The sequence below is a fragment of the Bradyrhizobium prioriisuperbiae genome, from assembly GCF_032397745.1.
Classification (GTDB): Bacteria; Pseudomonadota; Alphaproteobacteria; order Rhizobiales; family Xanthobacteraceae; genus Bradyrhizobium_A; species Bradyrhizobium_A prioriisuperbiae.
Genome location: NZ_CP135921.1, coordinates 2,658,954 through 2,682,081, shown reverse-complemented (window position 1 = coordinate 2,682,081; position 23,128 = coordinate 2,658,954). Strand labels below are relative to the sequence as shown.

The window sequence follows — 23,128 nt, the reverse complement described above, 5'->3', positions numbered from 1 at the left end:
ACGTACGGCCATCGTCGCTGTTGTGCCCGACGACGCATCCGTCCTATCAATTTCGGGGGATGATGGATGGGCAACACCAATGAAAAACGGACTGTACTCGGTCCATGTGAAGACGCTCGACGGTCACTTCGGCAAGGGCAGCGGCGTCATCGTTTTCCGCGACGGGACGATCCTCGGCGGCGACGCCTTCCTGTTCTACACCGGCAGCTATGAGAGCGACGGTGTCACGCTGAAAGGCGAGATGGAGGTCGATCAGCACACCAAGCCCAGGGATGCCGAGCCGCTGTTCGGTGGACGCGCGGTGAGCATCGGCTTTTCCGGCAAGATCGGCGAGACGGATTTCACCCTCGGCGGCACGGCGCTGTTCGGCAAACAGAGCATCCGCTTCACGGCCTCGCTGCGCCGGCTGGCGGATGCCAGCTAATATCTGTGCACAGAAGGTTTGACCTTTTAACGGAACATGAAGAGAACGGCATAGCAGCGTCAGATTTAATCCGTCGAATTCAATGTATGAAAAACTAGCTCGGTCCGTGGAAGATGCCTGGCATGCTCGCGAACATCGCGCGGCAAGCGGGCACCCCCCTTAACATGGTAATGGGTCCTTCCCATGTCCTCGTGTCGGTGATGTAACGGCGCCAATGCAGTTCTCCATCCGCCGTAATCGCATAGAACACGTTGTCAGGCGCCGCGACTGCTTGGACATATTGGCCCCAACCTCCACCAATAAAGCCAGGTGTACCCCCATACGCCCAGTCGTTGGACCCGTCTCGATAACCGCGATGCTCAAGGTGGCACAATTCACCTGTGTTAGTCACACTGTAGATATGGCCTTCGCCACCCGAAAAAACCAGCCGGTTCGACGGCAAACCGGCCAAGGTCGCCGCAGGGGTAATGTCTTTGTAGTAGCCGTCCCAATCGGATAGATTTCCGCCTAGCGGTCCTCCGATATGCCTATACCAACGCATCGCTCCGCCGGATTCGATGGCATAGATCACATTCTTGCCGCCTGAGAACACATGGGCGAAACTATTCCATCCCCACCCAACCTGGACCGTTTCACTCCAATCGTTGGTCCCGAGAACGAGACCTTTGTGTTTTTGACCGAAAAGCTTGCCAGCATCGTCAATATAGTAGATGGACTGTCCGCCCGCGTTGAAAAATTTGGCGTGCTGGCCCCACCCTTCCTTGATTTTTTTAGGCTCCCTCCACTCTGTTGATCCGCCGGGCCGGTTGGCGGAATCATTACATCGCCAAATCACGTCACCGTTGAGCAACACCATATAAAGAAAAGCGGGCGAGTAGCCCTCACCATGTGAGAACGGCGGGAATATCGGCTCGAGCAGAGGTCCCCCGTTCGCCACGCGATCGAGCAGGAGCGAAAACTCCGCCAGAACATCGAGACCGGCCTCGGTCTCCATCTGAAGTTCTTCCTCGGACGCCCCGATGATGTCTGGCGACAACGTGCACAACACGTTGTTCTCGGGCATGTAGATTTCGAATGATGGTGTTGGCTTACGGCGGCCGGTCATCAAGCTACCGACCACGTGATAATAGTGGCACTTGTTGTTCTGTGAATATCTAGTGCTGGGTAAGATGTAGGCGCGAATACGGTATTTAATGTTTTCAGCAATCGATTGCGGGATGCCGAGAAGATCGTCGGTGCTGGTGGCAGGCCGATCGGCATAATACTTATCAAACTCGGTCCGGACGGAAACTGCGGCGAGATGACGTCGTAGTCGCAAGGCATCACCCGCAAGCCTGTTGGCTTGCCCAGCCCGCACCACTTTTTCGCGCGCGCCGAGCCAGGTCACCAGAGCCAAGATATAAACGGGCAAAGTCGGGACGTTTTTGAAATGGCCGAGTGCCACTTGCGGTTCGAGACGCCGATTAGCGCCTTCCCCACGCCAATCGAGCACTATATCCGCCCAACGCCAGATCTCGTAATCACTTCGCAGGAACTTGTCGGCTAGAACGCCAGCTTCGTTCGCCACCAGAACAGCAGTATCGATATCTTGCGGCCGATCCAGCAGTTGCGTTTGCAACCCCTGAATGCCATCGGCGTAGTCCTGTAGGATGATGAGTTTCGAGTGATTGGCAACGATGGCAACGTCGTGGGTAAGCTCGTCCAGACGTCCGTCCAAGACAGTAACAACGGCTTTGATTTCATCGATCTGCCGTTGCAGGCGCACCAGCGCTTCCGAAACCGTATTGTCCTCGGAAAGCGTTTTGATGATGTTGACGACGAAAGCTACGGCTCCGACAATGCTCCAAATTGACAAAACACCAAGAGCGGCCGATGCGGCAACCTCTTCCATCTTGCTAGCGATGGAATACTCAAGCTTAACGCCATTCTCGACGAACTCGATTGTATCAGCCATGTGCGTTGCCCGTCGTTAAACTGGGTTCAGCTTGATCTCGGGACTGTGCGAGCCGCCATATGATAAAATAGTCGCAGTAATATTTGCACTTGACCGATTGAGGCAGTGCTTTCGGCCCGTATGATCTAGTTTTGATGATGCCACGAATTTTGCCGTTTGCAAGCACGGGTTGTACATACTAGAATCTACCAGTTGAAACCGCAGCGTTGAGGAGCTAACTACGCGAACTGCTTCGGATCTGCTCCGGGCTGAGCCCCGGCGATCCCTGGCCGCGCGCTTCGGCATCCTTGATCAGCGCCACCAGGCGGCTCGACAGCGGCGCGGCCAATCGGCGGCGTTGCGCGATTTCTATGATGGCGCCCTGCAGGTAGTCGATCTCCGTACGTCGCCCTCGCTGCAGATCGTCCCACATCGAGGAGCGCGCCTGCGGATCGATCTGCACCATCCGCTTGGCGATCATCTGAAACGCCCAATCCGGCAGCCGCATGACGTACGGCACCCATGACGCGGGCAGTGGCGTGGTCGACACCGGATCAATGCCCTCGGCTTTCATCGCCGCCAGCGCCTCGGACATCTGGTCGGCGATCAACATCCGCCAGCTGCGCTGCGACAACTGTTCGCGCAGCGGCAGGTTCGATAGCGCGTTCAGGGCGTTGCCGAGATTGACCAGAAGCTTGCCCCACTGCACGCCACTGATGTTCTCGCTAGGCTGAACCTTGAGATCGGCCACCGACAGCTTTGCGGCGGTCGCCGCTTCATCCTGCTCGATGATGATGTCGCCGGAGGTCGAGCGGTGGTAACGCCCCTCGCCCATCCCTACCACATTGAACGGCACCATACCCGCCAGCACCCGCTGGCTGGCGAGATGCGCCTTCAGCGCCGGCACATTGGCGACGCCGTTCTGCAGGCTGACGATCACGGCGTCTTGCGGCGCGTGGGCAGCAATGGTCGCCGCCATCTCAGCGGTATCCGCACTCTTGACGCACACCAGCACGATGGCGGCGTCGCGCAGGACCTGTTCGTCCGGTGACAACACGAGCGCGGATGCGGGCAGGCGCCGGTCGGCACCCTCGAAGCTCGTCAGCCGCAATCCATGGCCCTTGATCTCGTCAATGACGCGGGGACGCGCGAGCAGGACGACACGATGACCGGCGAGCGCCAGCATGCCGCCGACGAAGCAGCCGATGCTTCCTGCGCCTGCAACAACGATCGGCCTCGATCCGCTCATGCTATGTCCTCATCCCGTGAGATCGGCTCGATTGATAGAGCCGAAGCGCTACGCCGTCTTGGAAAAAAGCTTGATCCAGAACGCGCTGAAGATGTGTTGACGCGCACAACCCTTCCGGCAAGCATCGCTGTGCGCAACGCTGGCCCTTTAGCCGCAGGTCCGAAGTCAATCTGAACGCGAGTTAAACAATACCTCTCCGCTGCACAAATATTCCGCTGCGCACTGCGTCTTGTCACCTTCATGGGCGAATACTAGTCTTTGTGTCCAAGGGGTAACTGACAGGAGTACATGATGGGCTTACTCGACATCCTCAATGGCATGCAGAACGGTCCTCGCGGCCCCAGCGAGCCGAGTTCTTCGGACCCAAGCGCTCCTCCGGGCAAGAGCGGCGGCATGTCGCCGCTGACCATGGCGATCCTCGCCTTGCTGGCCTACAAGGCGGTCAAGCATATCGGTGGCGGCCAGTCGACCGCGGCGCCCGGGGGCACCCCGAAGCCGATCCCCGCCCCCACGCCGGGTGCACCCCAGACCACGCAGGCCTCGCTGCCGGGTGGTGCCGGCGGCCTGGGCGACCTGCTCAAGGGCGGGCTCGGCGGCTTGCTGGCCGGTGGTGCGGCCGGAAGCATCCTGAGCGGCGGCCTCGGCGACCTGCTGAAGCAATTCCAGGACAATGGCCACGGCGACACCGCGAACTCCTGGGTCAGCCCAGGCCCCAACAAGTCGATCGATCCCAACGATCTCGCCAATGCGCTGGGCGCCGATCAGATCAGTGCCGCGATGTCGCAAAGCGGATTGTCGCGTGACGAGCTGCTGCAGGGCTTGAGTCAGTTCCTGCCCGAAGCGGTGAACAAGCTGACGCCGGACGGCCGCCTGCCGACCGAGCACGAGGCCTCGCGCTGGATCTAAAGCGCATGTATCGATGTTAAGCTTCGCTGGTTCGGCGCTGACACCGTGCCGGACCAGCGAATAGCAGCATCGACGATTGACCTGCCCCCTCGATTGAAAAGGACCACGACATGAGCGGCATTCTCTGGATCATTATCGTCGGATTCGTCGCCGGCATCATCGCGCGGCTGCTGTCGCCCGGCCCCAACAATCCATCGGGTTTCATCCTCACCACTATTCTCGGCATTGTGGGAGCGTTCCTCGCCACCTTCATCGGGCAGGCGATCGGTCACTATAGCCCCGGCCAGGGCGCGGGCTTCATAACCGCCACCATCGGCGCGCTGGTGGTGCTGTTCATCTGGAACCGGCTGGTCGCAGCCGGCGTCATTCCCGACCACGGCCGCTGACGCGGCCTGATCGAAATCCGGAACATCCGAGCGCGATAGCTTCTCCACGTTGGATATCGCGATCGGGATTTTTGAGTCGGCTAGGTCACGAGGTGCATGCCCGCGTCCATGCGCACGAGTTCACCAGTCATATGGCCGGACTGCGGTCCGGCCAGGAAACAGACCAGACCGGCGATATCCTGCGGACCCGACGCGACCTTCAACGCCACCTTCTGCTTGACCATGTCGCGGACACGGTTGGCGCCCTCGACGCCACGGCCCTTCTCGAACCACGGCGTATCGATATAGCCCGGGCAGACCGCGTTGACGCGGATCAAGGGGGCCAGGGCCCGCGCCAGCGACAGCGTGATCGCATTCAACGCGCCCTTGCTCGCCACATAGGCGATCGACGATCCGATCCCGGTCAGCCCGGCGATCGACGAGACGTTGACCACCGCCGATGCACGCCCGCGCTCGTTCGCGCCGGCTTCGAGCAAGCTGCGCGCAGCACGCACCATCTGGAACGGTCCGATGGTGTTGACGCCGTAGATGCGCTGGAAATCCTCCGCCGACAATTGATCGAGCAGGGCGTGCTCGACATGCTTGGTGGCACCTGCATTGTTGACCAGCACATCGAGGCCGCCCCAGGCCGCCGCCGCAGCCGTGATCCGCTTGCAATCCTCGTCACGCGACACGTCGCCCTGGACCACCACAACCTCCGCACCCGCGGCGCGGCACTGCGTGGCGACCGCCTCGGCGTCGTCCTTGCTGGAGGCATAATTGATCACGAGTTTCGCGCCGGGGCCCGAGAGCTTCAACGCGGTGGCGGCTCCCAGTCCCGAAGCCGATCCCGTCACAATCGCGCGCAAACCATCCGTCGACATTGCCTCACCCTCAGCTTTTGTAAATTATCTGTTCCGCTGTGCGGACCGGCGATCAGCCGCAGTCCATCCATCGCAGGCCCGCAACGTAGCGCCTGCCGATAGCGCGGGACACAAATATTCCACCAAACCGCGTGACGGAATATCACGCATGCATTCCGTTTAAACTGCATGTCCTGTCCGCAGGCGGCCTTGCGACGAGCAAGCTTGTCAGGTCCCAAGCTTTTCCCCATTGTGCCGGCAACAATGCGAAAGACCCGTCCCGTCATCGATGCGCGTGCTCAGGCCCGCATCGATCAGGATGAGAAGGTGTCTCGCCCGGGAGAAGTCTGTGTCGGAAACTGACAACATCATCGTCGAGACGGCGGCGCGGATCTTTGCGGATCTCGCCGATGCCCAGACCATCATCAAATCGAACACCGACTGGGCCACGCCGCTGTGGTCGGCTCTCACCGACGCCGGGCTGACGCTGTCGTGGGTGCCGGAAGAGTGCGGCGGATCGGGCGCAGAACTCGCGGATGGATTCGGCGTGCTGCAGGCCGCGGGACGCGCGGCGGTGCCGGTGCCGCTTGCGGAAACCATGCTTGCGGGCTGGCTGCTGGCGCAGGGCAAGATTTCATCGCCCGCGGGCGCCATGACGGTCGCGCCGAGCCATCCCAGGGATCGCATCACACTCAATGACGACGGCACGCTGAGCGGCCGCGCCCGCGGCGTACCGTTCGCGAAACACACAGGCCATATCGCCGTGATCGCCAGTGGACCGTCGGGCGCCTCGATCGCACTCGTCGCCGCCTCCGCTTGCCAGATTGTTGCCGGCAAGAACCTCGCAGGCGAACCGTCTGACATTGTGAGCTTCGATCGCAGCAAGCCGGTCACGCTAACCAAGGCGCCGGCGGGCTTCGACCAGACGTCGGTGCTGCTGATGGGCGCCGTAACGCGCAGCCTGCAGATTGCAGGCGCGCTGGAAACGGCGCTCGAGATCTCCGTGCGTTATTCCGGCGAACGTGTCGCGTTCGAAAAGACGATCTCAAAATTCCAGGCGGTGCAGCACAATCTCGCCAGGCTGGCCGGCGAAGTCGCCGCTGCGGTGACCGCGGCAGGCTCGGCGGCCGATGCCTTCGCCCACTCCGCACCGCAGGATGCGCTGTTCCTGGAAGCAGCGGCAGCGAAAATCCGCTGCGGTGAAGCCGCCGAGACCGGAGCGGCCATCGCCCATCAAGTGCATGGCGCGATCGGCTTCACCGACGAACATATCCTGCATCGCTTTACGCTGCGCGCGCTCGGCTGGCGCGACGATTTCGGCCATGAAAGCCACTGGGCGGTCGAACTCGGCAATCGCGTGGCAGCACTTGGCGCCGATGAACTCTGGCCGCTGGTGGCGTCACGATGAGCGCATTTGATCTGGAGCAATTGTCATGACCGCCGCGCTGCGTTTCGATCCGATCCGCCTGCCACCCGAATGCCAGGCGCTGCGCAAGGAAGTCCGCGCGTTTCTGGCCGAGGAAATTTCCAACGGGACGTTCGACCCGCACCGGCCGCAGACCGAAGACACCGATGTGCCTGATTTCAGCCGCCGCGTCGGCGAACGCGGCTGGATCGGCATGACCTGGCCGAAGAAATACGGCGGCCATGAGCGCAGCTTCCTGGAGCGTTATGTGGTGACCGAGGAAATGCGCGTCGCCAATGCGCCGACGCGGCGTTTCTTTGTCGCCGACCGCCAGAGCGGCCCGGTGCTGATCAAGTATGCGCCGGAGCGGATCAAGCTAGATATCCTGCCGCGGATCTGCCGCGGCGAGGTCTGCTTCTCCATCGGCATGAGCGAGCCGAATTCCGGCTCCGATCTGTTCGCGGCCAAAGCCAAAGCCACCAGGACCGACGGCGGCTGGCTGCTCAACGGCACCAAGATCTGGACCACGTCGGCGCATATCGCCGACTACATGCTCGGCATCTTCCGAACATCACAGCCGACCAAGGAGAATCGCCGGCACGGCCTGACCCAATTCCTGGTCGACATGAAAAAGACCCCGGGCATTACAGTGAACCCGATCGGCCAGATGAGCGGCCTGCACGAATTCAACGAGGTGGTGTTCCAGGACGCCTTCATGCCGGACGACCATGTGCTCGGCGAGATCGACGGCGCCTGGAAACAGGCGACCAGCGAGCTGGCCTATGAGCGCAGCGGCCCGGAGCGCTTTCTCGAAACGCATTATGTGCTGACCGAACTGGTCCGCGCACTGGGCAAGACGCCGGACGTGCGCGGCGCGGAAGGCGTCGGCAGACTGGTGGCACAACTGCACACCATGCGGCGGATGTCGGTGTCGGTCGCCGGCATGCTGCAGGCCGGCAAGGAGCCGGTGGTGGAAGCCTCCATCGTGAAGGATATCGGCACGATCTGGGAGCAGCAGTTGCCGCATCGGGTGCGCAACCTCGCCGCGTTCGTCGAGCCCGATGTCTCCAATCACGAGACGCTGGACCGGCAGCTCGATTTCGCCATCAAGCTCGCCCCCAAACTCACCATCCAGGGCGGCACCACCGAGGTGCTGCGCGGCATCATCGCGCGCGGGCTTGGACTGCGCTGAACATCACCATTTGAAGGACACCACATGAGCGCCCCAAAAGACATCGGCTTCAAAGACATTAGTTTGGAGAAGACCGGCTTTGTCACCACCATCGAGATCCGCCGCCCGCCGCTGAACTTCTTCGACATCCTGCTGATCCGCCAGATCGCCGACGCGCTGGATGAGATCGATAGCGATTCGAGCGTGCGCGCGGTGGTGCTGGCGGCGCAGGGCAAGGCGTTCTGCGCCGGCGCCAATTTCGGCGATCCCGAGCGCAAGGAAGCCGATGCGCCGTCGGGTAAAGGCGATCCGGCCACCAATCTCGGCCCGATCAACCATCTCTATCTGGAAGCGGTGCGTATCTTCCGCGCCAAGAAGCCAATCATAGCCGCGGTGCATGGCGCCGCCATCGGCGGCGGGCTGGGACTGGCGATGTCGGCGGACTTCCGCGTCACCTGCCCCGAAGCGCGCTTCGCCGCCAACTTCACCCGGCTCGGCTTCCACCCGGGCTTCGGCCTCACGGTGACGCTGCCCGAAGCGGTCGGCCAGACCAATGCGGCGCTGATGTTCTACACCAGCCGCCGTGTCACCGGCGAGGATGCCTTCAAGATGGGGCTGGCCTCGGTGCTGGTGCCGCAGGATCAGGTGCGCGCGGAAGCCATCAAGCTCGCCACCGAAATCGCCGAATGCTCGCCGCTCGGTGTCGAGTCGACACGCGCCACCCTGCGCCAGGGCCTGGCAGACCGCGTCAAGGCCGCCACCGACCACGAACTCGCCGAACAGACTCGGCTACGCGCCACCGAAGACTTCAAGGAAGGCGTCAAGGCCACGGAAGAACGCCGGGTGCCGAACTTCAAGCGGCGGTGATTGCCGCTAGTAGCTCGGATGAGCGAAGCGACATCCGGGGATGCTGAGCGTTTGTCCCGGATGTCGCTTCGCTCATCCGGGCTACGAGCCTACGCCTTCGCCGACGCCCCGACCACCAGCGCATCGAGGATGGTGACCCCCTCGCCTTCGGGGTGCACCATCACCGGGTTGACCTCGATCTCCGACACTTGCCGCAATCCGGCTGACAGCTGCGAGAGGCGCGCGATCAAGCGCGCCAGCGCCTGGACATCGGCTTTCGGTGCGCCACGGAAGCCCCGCAGCAACGGCGCCGACTTGAGCTCGTCGAGCATCGCGATCGCCTCGCCTTCGCCGATCGGCGCCGGGCGATAGACCACATCCTTGAACAGTTCGGTGGCGATGCCGCCGAGGCCGACCATCACCACCGGGCCGAAGGTCGCGTCCTGCACGGTGCCGACGATGATCTCGACGCCCTTTTTGGCCATCGGGCCGACCAGAACGCCCTGGATGTTCGCGCCCGGACAATGACGCCGCGCGCTGTCCAGCAGCGCATCGTAGGCGCTGGCCGCTTCATCGGCGCTGGCGATGTTGACGCGCACGCCGCCGACCTCGCTCTTGTGCGGAATGTCCCGCGACTGGATTTTCATCACCAGTGGGAAACCCACCCGCGTGAGTGCGGCGTCGAGCTCAGCCCGGCTGCGCACCAGAATCTCATCGGGCAGCGAGACGCCGCAATCGCGCAGCAGTTGCTTGCTTTCATATTCGGACAGGCCGCCGGACAGCCGGTCGAGAGACCCCGCCGCCGCGGGCAACGCCTCGTCGATCGCAGCGGGCGGAGCGACAACAAAGTTCGCCCGCCGCACCATCTGGCGTGCGGCGCGGCCGAGCGGCGCCAGGCCGTGGAACACCACGATGCCGGCCTGTCCCAGCCCATCGCGGGCGAACAACGACGGCAGTGTGTAGGAGTGGAGCAAAATCGGCTTCAGCTGCGCGTCGATCACCGGCTTGATCTCGGGAATCTTCAGCGGCATCCGCGTTTCGCTGGACAGCGACAGCACCGGCACGATGATGTCGATCTCGTCGGAGCGCGACAGGATCTCGATGATCTTCTGCAGGCCGCCGCTGTGAACCGCCTGGGCAGTGATGTCGACGGGGTTGCGCGGCGAGCCATAGGACGGGATCAACGCGCGAATCTCGGCCTGCAGCGGCTCGGACAATTCCGGGATCGTTAGCCCTTCGCTGGCCAGCGTGTCCGCAACCCAGGCGCCGGCGCCACCGGACACGGTCACGACTGCGACGCGATCGCCTTTGGGCCGCGGACTGGAGGCGAGAGCGGCCGCGATCGCGACCGCTTCATCGATGTCGTGGGCGGCGATCAGGCCGTATTTGGCGAACACCGCATCATAGGCGGCATTCCACCCGGCCATGCTGGCGGTGTGGGAAGCGGCGGCGCGTTCGCCCGCACTGGTGCGCCCGACCTTGGACACGATGATAGGCTTGCCGACTTCGGCGGCGCGCGCCGCAGCTGCAACGAAATTGTCGGGGTCGCGAATGCCTTCAATGAACAGCAGGATGACGTCGGTCGACGCATCCCGCACCATGTAGTCGAGGATTTCGCCCGCGGCGAGATCGGCCTCGTTGCCGGTCGACACCACATAACTTGTGGCAACACCCAGCGCCTTGGCGCGGTTGTAGATCGCAAAACCGATGCCGCCGCTTTGGGCCACAATCCCGATCCGCTTGCGTGTCGCGATCAGCCGCGGCGCATCCGGTTTGACGTCGACCGTCGGGCTGAAGGTCGCCGCCACGCGCTTCATCTCGTTGTAGAAGCCTTCGGCGTTGGGCCCGGAAATCCGCATGCCGGTGCGCCGGGCCAGTGCCGCGATGTCCCCCTGCACATCGGCGCTGTCGCCGCCGCCTTCGGCAAAGCCGGACGAGATGATGACGGCATTCTTGACGCCCACCGCCGCGCACTCCTCCAGCGCGCCAAGCACATGCTGCGCCGGGATGATGACAATGGCGAGGTCGATCGGCTTTCCAATCGCCGCGACCGAAGGATGACAGGCCAGCCCATCGATCTCGTCATAACGTGGATTGACCGGGAAAATTGCGCCGGCATAGCCGTTGCGGCGCAGGAAAGTCAGCAGCATACCCGGGATTTTGGTCGCCTCGCGCGAGGCTCCGATGATGGCGATGCTGGAGGGTGAGAAGAAGCTGTCGAGCGGATGCTGCAGGGTGGTTTCGCTTGGCGCCGGAGTCATCGAGTCATGGTCCTTATTCTTTTTGTTGTTCGACCTGTTGATCAGGACGAGATGCGGAAATCCACACCTCCGATCGTGAATGCATCGGCAGTGACGGCATATCCTCTGGCGTGAGCGGCCTGTCTGATCGCGTTCGCATCCGCCGCCTCGAACACCAGGCCGCTCAACGCATCCACCGGACCATTGTCGAACCGCAGCGTGCAATTGACCAGTGCGATTTCCGGACGACCATCCGCTTCCGTTTGCAGAGCTGCACCGAGAATCGCGCTCCAGTGCGCGGCGAGCCCGGCGGGCTCGGGGCTCTGCATCTCGACAGCCACCAGCCTGCGCGTGCGCTCCTGCCGGATCGCCGTGTGCCAGTCTGGTCCCGCGGGCGCGTAGGCTCCGCGCGGATCATCGCCACCGGCCATGTGATTGAACTCGATAAAGGCGGCACGGCAATCGCGCGGATGCAATTGCACACCAAGGTAAGGCGGACGATCGATCACATGCGCGGTGCGCACGCCCAGGCGTTCGGCGTTGCCCCCCCGTTCCCGGGGATCGTCGCAGGAGAAAATCGCCATGTAGCCGCCGCGGCCGTCGGTCTTGTCCAGAAACCGTCCGGCGGCGGTGCCGTCCTGAACGGGAGCCACGACCTCAAGCAGAATGGTGTCGACCGGCAGCAGCGCGTTTTCCAGCCCGTATTTGCCGACATTGGGATCGCGGTAACAGACATCGAGGCCCATGATGCCTGCGATATCGCCGACCACTGGCTCAATGTGGGACGCAACGAGGCAGATCTGGCGCAGCCGCAAGCCGGGGGTCACGTTCAATGTCCCTTAAATACGGCGGCGCGCTTTTCCACGAACGCCTTGGCGGCTTCCTTGTGATCGGCCGTCTCCGAGCAGCGCGAATGGTGCAACGCCTCGGCATCGAAGCAGGCTTCGAGCGACAGGTGCTCGGCGTTGTTGATGTTCTTTTTGATGTAGCCGAGCGTCACGGATGGGCCCTGGGCCAGCGATAGCGCAAGCTCATGAGCGGCCGCATCGATCTCCGCATCCGGCACCACCCGCGTCACCATGCCCAGCGCCAGCGCCTCCTGGGCTGTCAGCACCGGCGACAGCAGATAGAGCTCACGCGCCCTGGCGCTGCCGAGCAGCTGGGTGAGGAAGTATGTGCCGCCATAGTCGCCGGAATAACCGACCTTGGCGAACGCGGTCGTGATCTTGGCGGACGCCGAGGCGACGCGCAGATCGCACGACAGGGCGATCGACAGCCCGGCGCCGGCAGCCGCGCCGTCGATCTGCGCCACCACCGGCTTCTGCATGATGTGGAGAATACGCGACACCTCCATGCCGCGGCGCAGCCGCGTCACCTTGGCTTCGAGCGACGGGTTTTCGGTCGTGCTCGCCATCGCCTTGACGTCGCCGCCGACACAGAAGGTGCCGCCCGCCCCTTTCAGCAACACCGCCCGCACCTCGCTGTCGTCAGCGGCACGACGCGCCGCCTCGACCAGCCCCTGGGTCATCTCGGCATTCAGCGCATTGCGGCGCTCGGGACGATTCATGGTGATGGTCAGAAGCCCGCGGTCGAGATGCTGGAGCACGATATCGGTCATGCAATACTTCCTTTTAAGAGTCTCTCTTGTTGTTGGTTCTTGACGGTGCGCCGGCGCGGCCAGCGGCGGCTTATTTCTTCACCAGCGGGCAGCGCGAGTCCGACAGCGGCTGGAACGCCTGCTCACCCGGCACGGTGGCGAGCAGCTTGTAGTCGTCCCAGCGCCCTTTGGATTCCGACGGCGACTTCACTTCAAACAAGTACATGTCGTGCACCATGCGGCCGTCTTCCCGGATCCGGCCGTTCTTGGCGAACATGTCGTTGATCGGGGTCTCCTTCATCACCTTGATCACCGCGGCGGAGTCGGTGGTGCCGGCGGCCTTCACTGCCTTGAGATAATGCGTGACCGACGAATAGACGCCGGCCTGCGCCGATGTCGGCGGACGCTTCACCCGCTCCATGAAGCGCTTGGAGAACGCGCGGGTCTCGTCGTTGAGATCCCAGTAGAAGGCTTCAGCGAGCAACAGGCCCTGGGCGGTCGGCAGCCCGACGCTGTCAATGTCGGTGATGAATGCCAAGAGCGGCGACAATTTCTGGCCGCTCTTGGTGATGCCGAACTCGGCCGCCTGCTTGATGGCGTTGATGGTGTCGCCGCCGGCATTGGCGAGGCCGATCACCTTGGCGTTGGAGCCCTGCGCCTGCAGCAGGAACGACGAAAAATCCGACGTGTTGAGCGGATGCTTGACATTGCCGAGCACCTTGCCGCCGGACTTCAGCACCACATTGCTGGTGTCCTTCTCCAGATCGGCGCCGAAGGCATAATCCGCGGTCAGGAAGAACCAGCTGTCGAGCCCCTGCTTCACCGTGGCAAGCCCGGTGACATTGGCCTGGGCGAAGGTGTCGAACACATAGTGCACGGTATATGGACCGCAGGCTTCGTTGCTGAGGCGGATCGAGCCCGGGCCGTTGAACATGATGATCTTGTTGCGCGCCTTGGCGATCTCGCCGGCCGCAAGCGCGGTGGCGGAGGCCGCAACGTCGATGATCGCTTCTACGCCCTGATTGTCCAGCATGTCGCGCGCAATGTTGGCGGAAAGATCCGCCTTGTTGAGATGATCGGCGGCGATGATCTCGATCTTGCGGCCCAGCACCTGGCCGCCGAAATCCTCCGCCGCCATCTTCGCCGCGGTTTCGCTGCCGACACCGGTGATGTCGGCATAGAGCCCGGACATGTCGAGAATGGCGCCGAGCTTGAGCGGCTTGTCTTGAAGCAGCTTGTCCTGGGCATTCGCCGGCGCCGCCAGCAGTGCGGCGGATGCGAGAGCGGTCAACAATGATGATTTCAGCACGGACTTCAGCATGGACATCTTTTCTTCCCCTCCTCCGGCATCGCATTGCGCGACGCCTTTTTTTTGTTGCGCGGATCATGCCGCAACCGCGGAAGGGCAGCAAGCCAAACACTTGTTTGGAATCAGCAGATGCGCGCAATGACAGTGACACGACCTGAACGCATTACGATGTCGGGGTCTTTTCGCTGCAAATGACGCCACCAATTTCCGCAAAGCGGAATAGCCGTTGCGCACGATCGCGCGTAGAGTTGCGATGACGCGTCGTTGACGCGACATCGCGGCGCCAACGTCGGAGACCAGCCACCGTGGGACATCGCAAAAGCCGTCTGCTGCTCGCAGCATGGCTTGTGGTGGTCGCCACCACGACGGGCGAAGCAGCCTGCAGTTTCGAGCCGCAGGGTGAGGGACGCGTCGGCGCCGTGATCGACGCCCGCACGTTTCGCCTCACCGACGGCCGCGAGATTCGCCTCGCCGCCATCGAGCCGGCACCTGGACAAGCGAAGTCGACCGCACAGCTCGCGGCCCTGCTCGAGAGCCGCGACATTCGCTTGCAGGGCGCTGACGACACGCCGGATCGCTACGGCCGGCAACCGGCGCTGGTCTTCCTCGACAACGCCGACAGCCCCGTGCAACTCGACTTGCTCAAGCAGGGATATGCGCTGTTTTCCGGCGTAATGGCCGACCGTGCCTGCGCCGCGGATCTGATGCAGGCGGAGGCCGGTGCACGAAAATCCCGCCTGGGTGTCTGGGCCGCTGGGACTGCCTTAAAAAACGCGGAAAGACCGGGCGATATTTTGCCTCTGGTGGGGCAGTTCGTTGTGGTGGAAGGCAAGGTTTTGTCAGTACGCCAGGCCGGAGCGACATTTTATGTCAATTTTGGCCGCCGGTGGACAGAAGGCTTTGCCGCGACTATTTCAAGGCGCATGATAACAGCGTTAGAAACGGCCGGTTTGGCGCCGAAATCACTCGAAAACCGGCAAGTTCGCGTGCGTGGTTGGGTGGAATTGCGCGGAGGCCCGCGGATCGACATCTTCCAGGTGGGGCAGATTGAACTGGTTGGTGAAAAGTAGCCGCGTGATGGTGCCGGCAGTCTCTCGAAAGCGCGGTTTGGATTCATCGTTTGGTGAATTCAGTTTTGGGGTCGCGTACCGCGTGGCATACGCAACAATTTTGGGTGGGCAGGCAATTCTGCTTGGGTAGGCAAATCTGTTTGGGTAGGCAATTCTGTTTGGGTAGGACAGTCGAAACGTGACGACGGTAGGTCGAGAACTTGGGCATGCCCAGCACAGGAGATCGGGCCGCGCATTTGCGGCGCCTGTTGTGCTGGCCGCTGTGCTCGGGCTCGGCGGGTGCGGCGATGCGACTCGTTTCCAGACGGCGGCGCCGACGGTTTCCAGCACAGCTAAATTTCCCAAACCCGTGGTTCAGACGCCGGCGGCCGAGCGTGAACACGAGCGCATCCTGGCCGCCTATGGCGGGCCCTATGACGATCCGAAGCTTGGAGCCCTGATCACCAAGACCGTCGATCGACTGGTCGCGGCATCCGAGCGCCCGGACCTGTCCTACAAGGTCACCATCCTGAACTCCGGCGCGGTCAACGCCTTCGCGCTGCCGACCGGACAGCTTTATGTGACGCGCGGCCTGATTGCGCTGGCAAGCGATACCTCCGAGCTGTCCTCGGTGCTGTCGCATGAAATGGCGCACGTGCTGGCGAAGCACGCGGCAATCCGTGAAGACCAGGCCCGGCAGGCCGCTCTCGTCACCCGCGTCGTGCAGGACATGAGCGACGATCCCGGCCTCACCGCACTGGCGCTGGCGAAGTCCAAACTCACCATGGCGAGTTTCTCGCGCGCCCAGGAATTCGAGGCCGATGGCATCGGCGTCGGCATTTCCGCCCGCGCGCATTTCGATCCGTATGGCGCCGCCCGTTTCCTCAGCGCCATGGAGCGCAACGCCGCGCTGAAGGCGCCACGCTCCAGCATCGATCCGCGGTCACAGGATTTCCTGTCGTCGCATCCGGCAACGCCGGAACGCGTCCAGAATGCGCAGGCCAATGCGCGGCAGTACTCAGCGCCGCAATCCGGCGATCGCGATCGCGACGACTATCTCGCCGCCATCGACAACATCGTTTATGGCGAGGATCCGAGCGAAGGCTTTGTCCGCGGCCGTCGTTTCCTGCATCCGAAACTCGGCTTCACCTTTACGTCGCCGGACGGTTTCACGCTGGAAAACACGGCACAGGCGGTGGTCGGCGTGCGCGAAGGCGGCAGCCAGGCGATGCGCTTCGACGTGGTGCGCGTGCCGTCCGAACAGACGCTCAGCGAATACCTCAATTCCGGCTGGATGGAGAACGTCGACAAGGCATCGACGGAGGATCTCACCGTCAACGGCTTCCCGGCCGCGACGGCGGTCGCGCGCGGCGACCAATGGCAATTCCGGGTCTATGCTTTGCGCTTCGGCAGCGACGTCTATCGCTTCATTTTCGCCGCCCGGCAGCGCACCAATGAAAACGACCGCAGCTTCCGTGACACCGTCAACTCGTTCCGCCGCCTGTCGCTGGCGGAGGTGCAGGAGGCGCGGCCGCTGCGGATCAAGGTGATCAACGTACAGCCCGGCGACACGGTCGAGTCACTGTCGCATCGCATGGCCGGTGTCGACCACCAGACCGAGCGCTTCCGGGTCATCAACGGCCTCGACGCCAAGGACACCATCAAGGCCCGCGACCGGGTCAAGATCGTGGTGGATTGATCCTATTCTATTGCCTCACACCCGACTTTATCCCTCATCCTGAGGAGCCCGCAGAGCGGGCGTCTCGAAGGATGAGGCCGGGACGTTCGGGCCACATGGTTCGAGACGGCGCAAGAGCGCCTCCTCACCATGAGGATGAATGACGGAAAGCGCGGCTTAAAAAGATCACCGACAAAAAAAGCCCGGCGTCACCGCCGGGCTTTTGATCTCTGAACTTGGCAGCGCGTGATTACGCGGCTTCGTCCTCGGCAGCGACGGAATCCTCGCCGTCGGCATCATCCGCGTCAGTGTCGCCTTCCGCATCCGCCTCGGCCTTGACGGCGCCACGGCGCGGGCTCTTGGCGAGCGACGCTTCGATTTCCTTCACCGCCTCGGTCTCGGTCACATGCTGGACCACGGCGATTTCGCGCGACAGCCGATCCAGCGCCGCTTCATAGAGCTGGCGTTCGCTGTAGGACTGCTCGGGCTGCGACTCGGAGCGGTAGAGATCGCGCACCACCTCGGCGATCGCGACGATATCGCCCGAATTGATCTTCGCTTCGTATTCCTGCGCGCGGCGCGACCACATGGTGCGCTTGATGCGGGCTCGGCCCTTGAGGGTTTCCAGCGCCTTCTTGACCAGCGCCGGCTCGGACAGCTTGCGCATGCCGACCTGCGCGACCTTCGCGGTCGGCACCCGGAGCGTCATCTTGTCCTTGATGAAATTGATCACGAACAGCTCGAGCTTGGCGCCCGCGATCTCCTGCTCCTCGATGGAGAGGATCTGGCCAACACCATGGGCCGGATAGACCACGAACTCGTTGGTCTTGAAGCCCTGACGCTGGGTCAGCGGCTTCTTCGGCTCCTCGACGCGCGGCTGGGCGGCCACAGGCTTGGCCGGCGGCTTCGCCACAGCGGCGGCAGCAACCGGCGGCTTGGTCACAACGGCAGCCTTCGGCGCCGGAGCTTTCGGGGCAGCAGCCTTCGGAGCAGGAGCAGGTGCCTTCGAAACAGCGGCCTTGACGGTCTTGGCAGAGGTTTTTTGCATTTCACTTCTTGTATTTTTGGAGGACTTTGCAGGCGCAGGCTTTACTGTCGCCTTGTGGGCAGTCGATTTTGAGGCCGCTACCCGTGAATCTTTCTTCGCTGAAGCTTTGGCAGGGGTTTTGACACGGCTGGTTTTGACACCACTCTTGGTAGAGCTGTTTTTGGCAGTGCTACGGGCAGCTGCGGAGGGTTTCTTCGCAGCTTTCGAGGTACTCTGGTTACGCGTTTTGTGGGCCACAACTTGCGCGTGGAACCGCCACGCCCCTGTTCAATGGTTATGGGGAAACCCCAGCGTAGCCATACACGCAGCCGACACGGGGTCCTGCTTCTCGAATGTGGCTATAATAGCACATTTCCCGCAAAAATCAATGATTTATGACCGGTGTGCAACGCAACAATTGTGGCGGATGAGGCCACATTCATTAAGTAGGGTTAAAAGTTGAATCATTCCGCCGCGTTAGGCGGGATCATCGCGGCAGAGCCCGGTTAACTCCGCCGGCGACCAGTAATAATCAGTCGCCGCTGCCTGGTTTCGTAGAGAAAAATTTCTCGAATTTGCCTTCCTGGCCGTCAAACTCTTCGGCTTCGGCAAGCTGGTCTTTCTTCTGGGTGATGTTCGGCCAGCTCTTGGCATAGCTGGAGTTCACCTCAAGCCATTTTTCCAGATTCGGCTCGGTATCCGGCTTGATCGCATCCGCCGGGCATTCCGGTTCGCAAACCCCGCAATCGATACATTCGTCCGGATGGATCACCAGCATGTTCTCGCCCTCGTAGAAACAATCGACGGGGCATACCTCGACGCAATCCGTGTACTTACATTTGATGCAATTATCGGTGACGACGTAAGTCATCCAAGGCTCCGGAACGGGTCAGATATCTTGCGATGGCGTAGCGCAGGACGCCCGCTGCCGCAAGGGAAGCACTGCATAGCAGTCACCCCCCGGACAACCCAAGCAACTTATTACCGGGGCGACCTTTTATGGGCCGGTATCCTGCGGGTCCGAACTCTCCGCGTTCTGCGGATCCGGCTTCTGCAAATCGGTATAAAGCGCGCGGGCCGACGACGCATCACCCCGCCGCTCGGCAAATCCCGTGACCTTGAGGATGCGAACGGTGCGGTCGAGCGCCACCGTCAGCACGTCTCCCGGCTTGACCCCATGTCCAGGCGACGTCTCGCGCACACCATTGAGACGAACGTGACCGCTCGCTACCAGCGACGCCGCGTCGCTGCGGGTTTTCACCACCCGCGCATGCCACAGCCATTTGTCGATGCGCTGGCGCTCCACGCGGCGCTGTCGTCCTCTGTGTGCCAGTGTCCCGAATCCGAAGTTCGCATCACTCAACCGCACTTTCGGAGCGAACTTCGGATTCGATCAGGACACTCGAAAACTTTAGATTCTAGTGTGGCTTATGTTTCCGAAATTCCCTCGATGAGATCGCCGCGATGTGAGGGGAATTTCGGAAACGCCACACTAGGTTTAACCGTCCTTGCGCGCCGCCGTGAGCTGCTCCTTCAGGGCAGCCAGTTTGGCAAACGGCGAATTGGGGTCGATCGGCCGCTCGCGCTCACGCGGCGGCGGATTGCCTTGTCCGTGACGCGGCCCGTTGTTCCCCGGGCGGCTGTCATTGCGGCCCTGCTGTCCGCCCCTGAACTTGCCCTTGAAGCCTTCGGGTGGCCGTCCGCGCTGCTTGCGATGATCATTGTCGCGTGGCGGGCGGCCTTGGGCGCCATCCGTGGCAGCGGCGGGCGCTCCCTCCGGACGGGGTGCATCAGGACGAGGTCCGTCGGCGCGAAGCTTGCGGAATTCGTCGCGGCGATCGCGCCGGCCCCGGCCATCGCCACGCCCCGGACGCTCCCGCGCCTCGCCCTCGCCAGCCGGCGCACCGGCCGCTGCCTGAGGTTGATGGCGGCGATGCTGATTGCGGTCGTGGCGCGGACGCCGTTCTTCCGAGCGTCCACCCGGACGCCAGACTTCGATCAGTTCGGGCTCGGCGGCAACGGCCTCTGCCGCCGGCGCTTCTGCAGCCTCGGTGGCTGCCGGCTCGGTGCCTGCAGCTTCGGCAATTGCAGGCTCGGCGGTGACGTCGGCCGCGGGCTCCGCAGACTGCGACTCCACCGGCGTATCGCCAGCGGTTTCGACGACGGCAGGTGCGCTCTCGAACGGATTGACCAGCGCCCCAGCTGAAGATGCACCATCGGCGATGGCTTCGGGTGCGGCGGCCTCTTCAGATGCGACAGCTTCTTCAGTTGCAACGGCTTCGGGCGCAACCGCATCAGCGGCGGCTTCAGCCACCGGGGCTTCCGGCTCCGCCGCGACGCTTGCGACGGCCTCGACTGTTTCTGTCTCAGGTGTCTCGCCCGCATCGATTGCCACAGTCTCACCAGAGCCGGCATCGACAACGGCTGTATCGTCCGCGACCGGGGCGGCCGCATCCTCAGCAGCAGCGACCACGGGCTTTTCGGGCGCCGGTGGCAACGGCGGTCGCTTTTCCATGCGATAGCCGAGCGCGCGCAGGACCGACGCAAAGTCTTCGCCGGCCGAGCCGGTCAGCGATGTCATCGCCTGGGTCACGGTGAAGCCGCGGCCATCGAAAGCGCCGCCCGGCTTTACGCCCGGCGAGTTCTCGCGCCAGGCCAGCGCGGGGCGAATCAGATCGGCCAACCGCTCCAGGATGTCGACGCGCACGGCGCGCTCGCCGCACTGGCGATAGCCGAGCACACGATAGGCATCGCGGCTGAGCGCCTTGTCGACCGGAAACGAGGTGCGTCCGCTGGACGCCAGATGCTGCGCGCCGGACAGCGCGGATGCATCCACATTGTCCAGTTTCTGCGCCCACAGCAGCGAGGCGATGCCGCGCGCGGCGGGCTTCAGCAGCGAGGGGATGTAGATGTGATAGGCGCCGAAACGCACGCCATACTTGCGCAGCGTCGCGCGCGAGGGCTGATCGAGATCTTTCATCTCGGTCGCGATCTTCTGGCGCTCCAGCACGCCGAGCGACTCGACCAGCTGGAATGCGATGCCGCGGGCGATGCCGGTGACGTCTTCCGCCTTCGAGACTTCGAACAGCGGCCCGAGCAGCTTTTCGATGTGGGTCTTGAGCCAGAGATCGAGCCGGGCCTGCACCGCATCGCGCGGCGCTCCGGTCAGGCGATCGTCGGCGATGATGCGAAGGCGCGGATGCAGCACATCGTCGGCGGCGACGATCTTGGCCACCGCGTCGCCGGTCCAGCGCAGCGTGCCGTCGGACGCCAGCACGAACTGATCGTCCGGCGCCTTCGACAGTTTTTCCGCGCGTGCATCGATTTCGCCGGCCAGAGCCTTCAGGGCCGCGGCTTGTAAAGCCTTGGCTTCGGAGCCCGCCTCGGCGGCATCCGGCGCAAACATGAACCCGTCGAGGCGGCCAATGACATGGCCCTCAACAACGACTTCGCCGGTCTTTCCAATTTCAGTATTCAGCATCGTGTTTTCCCGCAAGCGGCGCATCAATACACTGGTCCGGCGGTCAACGAAACGCTCAGTTAGCCGTTCATGCAGTGCATCTGACAATTTATCTTCGACCGAACGCGAAATTTCCTGCCAATGTTCCGGATCGGCCAGCCAATCGGGGCGATTTGCCGCAAATGTCCAGGTCCTGATCTGGGCGATACGGCCGGATAATGTGTCGATATCGCCGTCGGTCCGGTCGGTCGGGGCGATTTGCGCGGCGAACCAGTCGTCCGGTATCCGCCCTTTCTGCATCAGGAACCCATACAGGGTCGTGACAAGCTCGGCATGGGCCGCGGGCGCAACCCTGCGATAATCCGGAATCTGGCAGGCTTCCCACAGCCGCTCGATGGCGGCCGCGCCCTGCGCCATGTCGCGGACATCGCCGTCGCGCGAGGCATGATCCAGCACACGCAGATCCTCGGCGACCGGCGCGCGGGTCAGCGCCTCGTGTGACGGCGTTTGCGCCAGTGACACCTGCAACGCGGCGAGTGACGAGAAGTCCAGCTTCGCATTGCGCCACTGCAGCACCTTGACGCTGTCGAAGGCATGATTCTGCAGCGCGTCGACCAATTCGGGTTCGAACGGCTCGCAGCGGCCGGTGGTGCCGAAGGTGCCGTCGCGGGTGGCACGGCCGGCGCGGCCGGCGATCTGGGCGAATTCCGACGGCGTCAGCCGGCGGAATTGATAGCCGTCGTATTTGCGGTCGGAGGCAAACGCGACGTGGTCGACATCGAGATTGAGCCCCATGCCGATGGCGTCGGTGGCGACCAGATAATCGACATCGCCCGACTGAAACAGATCGACCTGGGCATTGCGCGTGCGCGGCGACAGCGATCCCAGCACCACCGCGGCACCGCCGTGCTGGCGGCGGATCAATTCGGCGATCGCATAAACCTCGTCGGCGGAAAACGCCACGATGGCCGTGCGCCGCGGCTGCCGGGTGATCTTGCGATCGCCGGAAAACATCAGCTGCGACAGCCGGGGCCGCGTAACGATGTTGGCGGCCGGCAACAGCCGCTCGATGATCGGGCGCATGGTGGCCGCGCCCAGCAGCAACGTCTCGTCACGGCCGCGGCGATTGAGGATCCGGTCGGTGAACACATGGCCGCGCTCGAGATCGGCGGCGATCTGGATTTCGTCGACGGCGAGAAACGACACGTCGAGGTCGCGCGGCATCGCCTCCACGGTCGAAACCCAGAACCGCGCTTTGGGCGGCTTGATCTTCTCCTCGCCGGTGATCAGCGCGACGTCGGCGGGACCGACCCGGGCGACGATCTTGTTATAGACCTCGCGCGCCAAAAGGCGCAGCGGCAAGCCGATGATGCCGGAGGAATGCGCAAGCATCCGCTCGATCGCAAGATGGGTCTTGCCGGTATTGGTGGGGCCGAGGACAGCGGTGACACCGGCGCCGGGAGCGCGCCCGTTCGCAAGCGACGGCAGAGATGACGACATCGACGACAAAGACCTGGACGACAAAGGCATGCGTGCAGCGATTCTCGGCTTGGTGTGACCCCGATCTAAAACGTCTGGAAAACGTTAGTCACGGGAATGGGTTGTC

General features: G+C 63.0%; 19 protein-coding genes. 8 read left to right on the top strand and 11 right to left on the bottom strand.

The window, feature by feature from the left end; all coding sequences use genetic code 11:
- Nucleotides 1–79: 79 nt before the first annotated feature.
- A complete protein-coding gene (locus RS897_RS12635) occupies nt 80–424 on the top strand; it encodes a GrlR family regulatory protein (protein ID WP_315836882.1) in 345 nt (114 codons plus the stop codon).
- Nucleotides 425–518: 94 nt separating this feature from the next.
- Here the strand turns inward: RS897_RS12635 and RS897_RS12630 are convergent, their stop codons facing one another.
- Together RS897_RS12630 and RS897_RS12625 are read right to left on the bottom strand one after the other, a co-directional pair.
- Complete coding sequence (locus RS897_RS12630) at nt 519–2,378, bottom strand: tachylectin-related carbohydrate-binding protein (RefSeq protein ID WP_315836881.1); 1,860 nt, start codon at nt 2,376–2,378, stop codon at nt 519–521.
- A gap of 214 nt (nt 2,379–2,592) precedes the next feature.
- Nucleotides 2,593–3,606 carry a 2-dehydropantoate 2-reductase gene (locus RS897_RS12625; protein WP_315836880.1) on the bottom strand — a complete coding sequence of 338 codons (1,014 nt, stop codon included), beginning with the start codon at nt 3,604–3,606 and terminating at the stop codon, nt 2,593–2,595.
- A 291-nt stretch (nt 3,607–3,897) separates the two neighbouring features.
- Here RS897_RS12625 and RS897_RS12620 point away from each other — a divergent pair, with 291 nt between their 5' ends.
- Nucleotides 3,898–4,512, top strand: coding sequence for a YidB family protein (locus RS897_RS12620; RefSeq protein ID WP_315836879.1), 615 nt, complete (start codon nt 3,898–3,900; stop codon nt 4,510–4,512).
- A 110-nt stretch (nt 4,513–4,622) separates the two neighbouring features.
- Entirely contained in the window at nt 4,623–4,898 is a 276-nt protein-coding gene (locus tag RS897_RS12615; protein ID WP_315836878.1) for a GlsB/YeaQ/YmgE family stress response membrane protein, read from the top strand.
- A gap of 80 nt (nt 4,899–4,978) precedes the next feature.
- On the opposite strand, the gene RS897_RS12610 is transcribed toward RS897_RS12615, so the two are convergent.
- A complete protein-coding gene (locus tag RS897_RS12610) occupies nt 4,979–5,761 on the bottom strand; it encodes an SDR family NAD(P)-dependent oxidoreductase (RefSeq protein ID WP_315836877.1) in 783 nt (260 codons plus the stop codon).
- A gap of 328 nt (nt 5,762–6,089) precedes the next feature.
- Between RS897_RS12610 and RS897_RS12605 the strand changes: the two genes are divergently transcribed.
- The 3 genes from RS897_RS12605 to RS897_RS12595 are packed head-to-tail and all read left to right on the top strand — an operon-like array spanning nt 6,090 to nt 9,183.
- Nucleotides 6,090–7,148, top strand: coding sequence for an acyl-CoA dehydrogenase family protein (locus tag RS897_RS12605; RefSeq protein ID WP_315836876.1), 1,059 nt, complete (start codon nt 6,090–6,092; stop codon nt 7,146–7,148).
- Nucleotides 7,149–7,173: 25 nt separating this feature from the next.
- Complete coding sequence (locus tag RS897_RS12600; protein ID WP_315836875.1) at nt 7,174–8,337, top strand: acyl-CoA dehydrogenase family protein; 1,164 nt, start codon at nt 7,174–7,176, stop codon at nt 8,335–8,337.
- 24 nt (nt 8,338–8,361) lie between these two features.
- Entirely contained in the window at nt 8,362–9,183 is an 822-nt protein-coding gene (locus RS897_RS12595; protein WP_315836874.1) for an enoyl-CoA hydratase/isomerase family protein, read from the top strand.
- 89 nt (nt 9,184–9,272) lie between these two features.
- Here RS897_RS12595 and RS897_RS12590 read toward each other — a convergent pair whose 3' ends face one another.
- The 4 genes from RS897_RS12590 to RS897_RS12575 all read right to left on the bottom strand — a co-directional run bounded on the left by RS897_RS12590 (nt 9,273) and on the right by RS897_RS12575 (nt 14,320).
- Complete coding sequence (locus tag RS897_RS12590; RefSeq protein WP_315836873.1) at nt 9,273–11,423, bottom strand: acetate--CoA ligase family protein; 2,151 nt, start codon at nt 11,421–11,423, stop codon at nt 9,273–9,275.
- A 41-nt stretch (nt 11,424–11,464) separates the two neighbouring features.
- A complete protein-coding gene (locus RS897_RS12585) occupies nt 11,465–12,229 on the bottom strand; it encodes a VOC family protein (protein ID WP_315836872.1) in 765 nt (254 codons plus the stop codon).
- 2 nt (nt 12,230–12,231) lie between these two features.
- Nucleotides 12,232–13,020: an enoyl-CoA hydratase gene (locus RS897_RS12580; RefSeq protein WP_315836871.1), complete on the bottom strand. Its 789-nt coding sequence runs from the start codon at nt 13,018–13,020 to the stop codon at nt 12,232–12,234.
- Between the two features lie 70 nt (nt 13,021–13,090).
- On the bottom strand, nt 13,091–14,320 hold the full coding sequence (locus RS897_RS12575; protein WP_407654547.1) for an ABC transporter substrate-binding protein: 1,230 nt from the start codon (nt 14,318–14,320) through the stop codon (nt 13,091–13,093).
- A 293-nt stretch (nt 14,321–14,613) separates the two neighbouring features.
- Between RS897_RS12575 and RS897_RS12570 the strand changes: the two genes are divergently transcribed.
- The gene (locus RS897_RS12570; protein ID WP_315836869.1) at nt 14,614–15,378 is read left to right on the top strand and encodes a thermonuclease family protein; all 765 of its coding nucleotides are present in this window, start codon (nt 14,614–14,616) and stop codon (nt 15,376–15,378) included.
- Between the two features lie 250 nt (nt 15,379–15,628).
- Complete coding sequence (locus tag RS897_RS12565) at nt 15,629–17,056, top strand: M48 family metalloprotease (protein ID WP_315836868.1); 1,428 nt, start codon at nt 15,629–15,631, stop codon at nt 17,054–17,056.
- A gap of 229 nt (nt 17,057–17,285) precedes the next feature.
- On the opposite strand, the gene RS897_RS12560 is transcribed toward RS897_RS12565, so the two are convergent.
- The 4 genes from RS897_RS12560 to RS897_RS12545 all read right to left on the bottom strand — a co-directional run bounded on the left by RS897_RS12560 (nt 17,286) and on the right by RS897_RS12545 (nt 23,052).
- Entirely contained in the window at nt 17,286–18,320 is a 1,035-nt protein-coding gene (locus RS897_RS12560) for a CarD family transcriptional regulator (RefSeq protein ID WP_315836867.1), read from the bottom strand.
- A 274-nt stretch (nt 18,321–18,594) separates the two neighbouring features.
- Nucleotides 18,595–18,933, bottom strand: a complete 339-nt coding sequence (gene fdxA, locus RS897_RS12555; RefSeq protein WP_315836866.1) for a ferredoxin FdxA — start codon at nt 18,931–18,933, stop codon at nt 18,595–18,597.
- Between the two features lie 126 nt (nt 18,934–19,059).
- Nucleotides 19,060–19,368 (bottom strand): RNA-binding S4 domain-containing protein, encoded by a 309-nt coding sequence (locus tag RS897_RS12550; protein WP_315836865.1) that lies wholly within the window; start codon nt 19,366–19,368, stop codon nt 19,060–19,062.
- A 192-nt stretch (nt 19,369–19,560) separates the two neighbouring features.
- Nucleotides 19,561–23,052, bottom strand: coding sequence for a helicase-related protein (locus RS897_RS12545; RefSeq protein ID WP_407654475.1), 3,492 nt, complete (start codon nt 23,050–23,052; stop codon nt 19,561–19,563).
- Nucleotides 23,053–23,128 lie beyond the last annotated feature (76 nt).